The sequence below is a fragment of the Bartonella sp. AC10YNML genome, assembly GCF_042196825.1.
Classification (GTDB): Bacteria; Pseudomonadota; Alphaproteobacteria; order Rhizobiales; family Rhizobiaceae; genus Bartonella.
Window position 1 is genome coordinate 1 of sequence record NZ_JBHIRA010000086.1, and the last position, 597, is coordinate 597.

Below are 597 nucleotides of genomic sequence, written 5' to 3' on the forward strand. Positions count from 1 at the left end.
AACACCCCCATAAGGTTAAGCAGCTTTTGTAGAGAGTTGTTTTATCTCTCGTTCTATCTCTGCTAAAAAGGCTTGGACAGCTTGATTGATCTGTTCAATTTGTTGATCATCACGGAGAACACGCTTGACTTTCATGCGCAAGTGAAAGAATTCTCCCGTAAAACGTGGATCATAACTTACGAAATCACACCATTTTCGTTCTGTACAAGCCATTTGGAATTGCATTTGTGCGTGATATTCTGGTTTGATTTCGTCACCTATACAAAAGCGCATATGTGTTACTGATCTCGGGCATTTGACTTCGATTAAACCGTCTTCTCCAATGAGACCATCAGGACTAGCCCCCGCCATTTCTATTGTGGGGTGTTGGATAAAGCCGCATTTTGTTATATCGGCATCATGAATGAAGCCATATTCTCTCAAGGCATCTTCTTCATGTTCGATACCCCATCTCATATCTTCAGTTTCATAATAGGGGCTTGTTTCTCTTGTTAAGCGCTCTGTTATGAGTTTGATTTTGTAGTCTTCATATTTGCTCGTAGGCAATCCTTTTGTAGTTTTATTGAGTATGTTGTAAATGTTTGATGCGGTGACTTT

General features: G+C 40.0%; 1 protein-coding gene. It reads right to left on the bottom strand.

What is annotated here, in order from left to right; genetic code table 11:
• Positions 1-15: 15 nt before the first annotated feature.
• The coding region (locus ACFINA_RS09775; protein ID WP_375615543.1) for a lambda exonuclease family protein at positions 16-597 on the bottom strand (582 nt) is incomplete at its 5' end.